Source organism: Paenibacillus zanthoxyli JH29 (assembly GCF_000520715.1).
GTDB classification, from domain to species: Bacteria; Bacillota; Bacilli; order Paenibacillales; family Paenibacillaceae; genus Paenibacillus_AQ; species Paenibacillus_AQ zanthoxyli.
The window spans coordinates 1-4,552 of the sequence record NZ_ASSD01000323.1; the positions used below are offsets into that span (position 1 = coordinate 1).

A 4,552-nucleotide genomic window follows, 5' to 3' on the forward strand; every position below is an offset into this window, starting at 1 on the left:
TCGGGCTGTTACGCTGAAGGCGTTTCAATTTCACTCGTTTGGCTTAAATAAATACTACCCAATAAGGTAGATCATTGGGTAGTTATTAAGATGAAAGAAGGAGGCTGTCATGGAAACAGTGCGTCGTGAAGGAGTAAACATTAGTTACAGTGATCAAGGGCAGGGTGAAGTTATTGTTCTGCTTCACGGTTTCTGCGGCAGCGCGGAATACTGGGAGAAGGTTATCCCGATTTTGAGCGGAAGCTACCGCGTCATTGCGCCCGACCTGCGGGGGCATGGTTCTTCCGATGCGCCGCTTGGTGCCTATACGATTGAGCAAATGGCCGATGACGTGCTTTCGCTGCTGGATGCTCTTGACATTCCAAAGGTTACGCTGCTGGGCCATTCATTAGGCGGGTATATTACACTTTCGTTTGCTCAGCGGTATGCCTCGCGCCTGACTGCCTTCGGACTGATTCATTCCACAGCCTACCCGGACAGCATCGAGGCGAAGGAGAAGCGGCTCAAGGCGGTCGCAGCGATCGGGTCCCAGGGAATCACCGATTTTGTGGACGGATTCGTACCCGGACTGTTCGCGCCGGAGACGGTGGAGTCCGCGCCTGAGCTGCTGCAGCGGGCCCGGGAAATCGGCTATAAGACGCCGCCCCAAGGAGCGATTGGAGCTGCCCTGGCTATGCGGGAGCGTCCCGACCGGCGCGATGTGATATCCGCCAGCGAGCTGCCGGTGCTGCTTGTGGCAGGGGAGAAGGACGGTCTTGTCCCGGTGGAGAGGACCTTCACCTCGGACAAGCGGAATGTAACGAAGGCGGTCATTTCCGGCGCAGGCCATATGAGCCTATTTGAAGAGCCGGAGCAGCTTGCCAATGTGATCAAGGATTTTGCCGCTGTATTGGTAAGATGACCGCTGACGATGACAAAGAGGGCGAGATGCCCTCTTTTTTCGCTTGCCTTCTGTTTGTTCAACCTCTGCCCTGATCATCCCGCAGTACATCTGGTCCTCGAATCCGCCGCACTTCAGCTATGCTCTTTAAAATCCCCTTTAACTTTCATGCCGAGCAGGAAAATCCGCTGCCTCCTCCAATTTGCCATTGCAGGCAATTCCCCAAATCCGGCCCTTCGCAAAAGGTCTGGGAACCGGTCTCTCCGTTTCAAATTCCGGGCGCCGGTGGACGGTGGAATTACGCAGGGGAATCGTTTAAGATAAGGCGTGTGAAGCTATGCTGTGGAGGGAGGAAAAGCGGATGTTCCGCAGAGATTATATCGTTCGGATGATTGAGGACATGACGGCGATGATCGCCAAGGTATTCGATCTGAAACAGCAGCGTAAGACCACGGAAGCGTTATGGGAGGTTGATGAACTGCTGAACAAGCATTTCAGACTGAACTCCCGCTTGCTGAATTCGCTGTCCGTAGAGGATATTATCGAAATATTCCGCCTTGGCGGAGGAATAGAAGCCGACAAGCTCCAGGGAATGGCCCGCCTGCTATATGAGGAAGGAAGCATTTATGCCGCAGCGGATCAGATGCCCGAAGCGCTGCCGCGGATGATGAAGGCTCTGCACCTGTATCTGTATGCCGCGCTTCACGGCGCCGACCGCGAGCTTCTGGGCCTGCCGGAGGAGATTGACGATTGTCTGAAGAATGTGGAAGCGTACCGCCTTCCGGTAAAGACCGAGCGGCTCCTCATGTCCTACATGGAATCCATCGGCCGTTATGGAAAGGCGGAGGACTCGCTCTACCGTCTGAAGGAGCAGGGCGAGCCGGTCGCGAAGGAAGGCGAGGAGCTGTATGACCGGCTGCTTGACAAAGATCCCGCCGAGCTGGAGCGGGGCAATCTCCCCCTGGAAGAAGTAAGACAGGGACGGCAGGAATGGTTGGAGCTGAATAGAGAGACGAAGGAGGCAGGTGCCCAATGAGTATCCCCATTTATATCGTCGATGCCTTTACTGAGCATCCCTTTGCCGGCAATCCGGCTGCGGTATGCCTGCTGGAGCAGCCCGCCTCCGAACAATTCATGTCGCAGACGGCGGCGGAAATGAATCTGTCGGAAACGGCGTTTCTGTGGCCGGAGAACGGAGGCTACCGGCTGCGCTGGTTTACGCCGGCTGCCGAAGTGAAGCTGTGCGGGCACGCCACGCTCGCCAGCGCCCATACACTATGGGAGACCGGACGCCTTCCGCGTGACAAGAGGGCGGAATTTCACACCCTGAGCGGCGTGCTTACGGCGGAGCGGGAAGGCGACAGCATAACGCTATGCTTCCCCGCATACGGGCTGGCCCCGGCGGAGCCTTTACCGGGGCTGGCCGCCGCGCTGGGAGCGGAAGAGGGAGATATTAAGGAAGTATTTTTCTATGCGGATAATGCGCTTGTTCTACTCCGGGATGAAGCTGTGCTTCGAACCTTAAGTCCGGATTTTCCCGCACTGAAGAGCCTGCCGCCCCGTGCCGTTGCGGTAACCGCCGAAAGCGGAGGGGAGGGGATCGACTTTGTCTCCCGTTTCTTTGCGCCCGGTATCGGCGTGAACGAAGACCCCGTAACCGGCTCCGCGCATACGGCTCTGGCCCCCTTTTGGGCGGACAGACTGAAACGCCGGGAACTGACCGCTTACCAGGCGTCCCGCCGCGGCGGCACACTCCGGCTTAGAATAAGCGATGACAAAGTCTTCCTGTCCGGACACGCGGTGACGGTTGTCAGCGGATTGTTTCATGTCCGGCCCTAATGAGGAATCCAAGAGGGATCAATCCGTTAGCCGCGAATATGCTCCAGACGCCATTTTAAAACTTGAAAGCGGGTTATGATTGTGGAATCCCTGAATACGTTGATTGAACGCATTATCACTGACCGTTCCCTGATTACGGGAACCCTGAGCCAGCTGCGCAAAAAGGAAAGCGCCGCTTATACCAAGGTAGGCGTCAAGCCCGTACAGCTAAAAAATGGACTGCATTACCAGTTTGCTTACTATACCGGCACCCAGGTGGAGCATAGAAATATCCCCGCTGATTCCGCTGCGGATGAGCTGGAATCGCTGCTGGGCGATATTTTCCGCCAGGGACTGCTCTGCACAGAGGAAGCGGATTACCAGGTGCTGATCAGCAAAAAGCAAAAAGTGACGATCCTGACCAAACCGCCGACGAAAAAAGCGGCCGACGACCTCTCCCATAACCGGCGCAAACAGTATGTGCTGGAAGAAGGCGAGCCGGTGCCGTTTCTCATTGAGCTTGGCATAATGAATGACAGCGGAAAGGTACATGCCAAGAAATATGACAAGTTCCGCCAGATTAACCGGTTCCTTGAGATGGTGGAGGACGTGCTGCCTTCTCTCCCTGTGGGCAGACCGCTGACGATCGTCGATTTTGGTTGCGGCAAATCGTATCTAACGTTTGCGCTGTATCACTATTTGGCCGTCCGGGAAAAGCGGGAACTGAACATTGTCGGACTCGATCTCAAAGCCGATGTCATTGCTCACTGCGGCGCTCTTGCGGACAAACTGGGCTATGACAAGCTTCGTTTTCTTGTCGGCGACATTGCCGACTACAACGAGCTGGACCGGGTGGATATGGTTGTGACGCTGCATGCCTGCGATACCGCGACCGATGCCGCGCTGGAAAAAGCGGTGCGCTGGGGCGCCTCGGTGATCCTGTCGGTTCCCTGCTGCCAGCATGAGCTGTTTGCCCAGATTGAAAATGAAGTCATGGAGCCGCTGCTGTCGCACGGCATTCTCAAGGAGCGCTTTTCCGCTCTGGCGACCGACGCGATCCGGGCGAAGCTGCTTGACCTCATGGGCTACCGCACCCAACTGCTCGAATTTATCGACATGGAGCACACGCCCAAAAATATATTGATCCGCGCGGTAAAAAGCAGCAGCGGCGACGTAAGCGCAAAATGGCGCGAGTATACGGCATTCCGCGACTTTTTGGGAGCGAAGCCTTATCTGGAGCGCGTGTGCGCCGACTTGCTTCCGGGGGAAGCAGCCGTACCGAAGATCCATTGAAAATTTCCGTAAAGGATATACGTTGATATCGGTTAGGAAAAGGGCAGCCTCTGTGTGGGAGGCTGTTTTTTATTATTTGTCCGTAGTATGCTCCTTGCCCCATGCACACAGTGACTCCAACACAGGCATCAAGGTTAAACCTTTAGGCGAAAGAAAGTATTCTACTTTAGGCGGTACTTGTGGATATTCCTTGCGGACAATAAGATTGTTGTTCTCCAGGTGTTTTAATTGAGTGCTTAACATTTTATGTGTAATCTTGCCCAGTTCCCTTTTCAATTCTCCATATCGCATGATCTCCCGTTTCCATAACCAAAACAAAATATACATGTTCCATTTTCCTTCAATTAATGACATCGCAAAAGCAAACGGTCTAACATCTACCGTATTTTCTTCTTTCATTATCGTTTACTCTCCTTTTTGATAGTCTCTACCTTTAAAGTGCATACTTTCCTTATAACATACAAAGTAATATAATCATCCCGAAAACCAATCACGGGGAAATTCCCTATAACAAGGAGAGCCAATATGAAGTTAGACTGAATAGTAGACACAGAATATACT

5 protein-coding genes are annotated in these 4,552 nt (G+C 53.9%); 4 read left to right on the plus strand and 1 reads right to left on the minus strand.

Features of this window, described 5'->3' with window-relative positions; all coding sequences use genetic code 11:
- Window positions 1-109 precede the first annotated feature (109 nt).
- From L691_RS0111760 to L691_RS0111775, 4 genes are all read left to right on the plus strand, one after another.
- The gene (locus L691_RS0111760; RefSeq protein ID WP_025690726.1) at window positions 110-901 is read left to right on the plus strand and encodes an alpha/beta fold hydrolase; all 792 of its coding nucleotides are present in this window, start codon (window positions 110-112) and stop codon (window positions 899-901) included.
- A gap of 340 nt (window positions 902-1,241) precedes the next feature.
- Window positions 1,242-1,916 (plus strand): DUF6483 family protein, encoded by a 675-nt coding sequence (locus L691_RS0111765; RefSeq protein ID WP_025690727.1) that lies wholly within the window; start codon window positions 1,242-1,244, stop codon window positions 1,914-1,916.
- Window positions 1,913-2,719 (plus strand): PhzF family phenazine biosynthesis protein, encoded by an 807-nt coding sequence (locus tag L691_RS0111770; RefSeq protein ID WP_025690728.1) that lies wholly within the window; start codon window positions 1,913-1,915, stop codon window positions 2,717-2,719. The genes L691_RS0111765 and L691_RS0111770 overlap by 4 nt, the downstream gene beginning before the upstream one ends.
- Before the next feature lie 75 nt (window positions 2,720-2,794).
- The gene (locus L691_RS0111775; RefSeq protein WP_036736759.1) at window positions 2,795-3,991 is read left to right on the plus strand and encodes a class I SAM-dependent methyltransferase; all 1,197 of its coding nucleotides are present in this window, start codon (window positions 2,795-2,797) and stop codon (window positions 3,989-3,991) included.
- A gap of 72 nt (window positions 3,992-4,063) precedes the next feature.
- Here L691_RS0111775 and L691_RS0111780 read toward each other — a convergent pair whose 3' ends face one another.
- Window positions 4,064-4,390: a winged helix-turn-helix transcriptional regulator gene (locus tag L691_RS0111780; protein ID WP_025690730.1), complete on the minus strand. Its 327-nt coding sequence runs from the start codon at window positions 4,388-4,390 to the stop codon at window positions 4,064-4,066.
- Window positions 4,391-4,552 lie beyond the last annotated feature (162 nt).

What these genes read in the sequence shown, in the direction of transcription:
- L691_RS0111760 (WP_025690726.1), top strand. Translation starts at nt 110, where the DNA reads ATGGAAACAGTGCGTCGTGAAGGAGTAAACATTAGTTACAGTGATCAA.
- L691_RS0111770 (WP_025690728.1), top strand. Translation starts at nt 1,913, where the DNA reads ATGAGTATCCCCATTTATATCGTCGATGCCTTTACTGAGCATCCCTTT.
- L691_RS0111775 (WP_036736759.1), top strand. Translation starts at nt 2,795, where the DNA reads ATGATTGTGGAATCCCTGAATACGTTGATTGAACGCATTATCACTGAC.
- L691_RS0111780 (WP_025690730.1), bottom strand. Translation starts at nt 4,390, where the DNA reads ATGAAAGAAGAAAATACGGTAGATGTTAGACCGTTTGCTTTTGCGATG.
- L691_RS0111765 (WP_025690727.1), top strand. Translation starts at nt 1,242, where the DNA reads ATGTTCCGCAGAGATTATATCGTTCGGATGATTGAGGACATGACGGCG.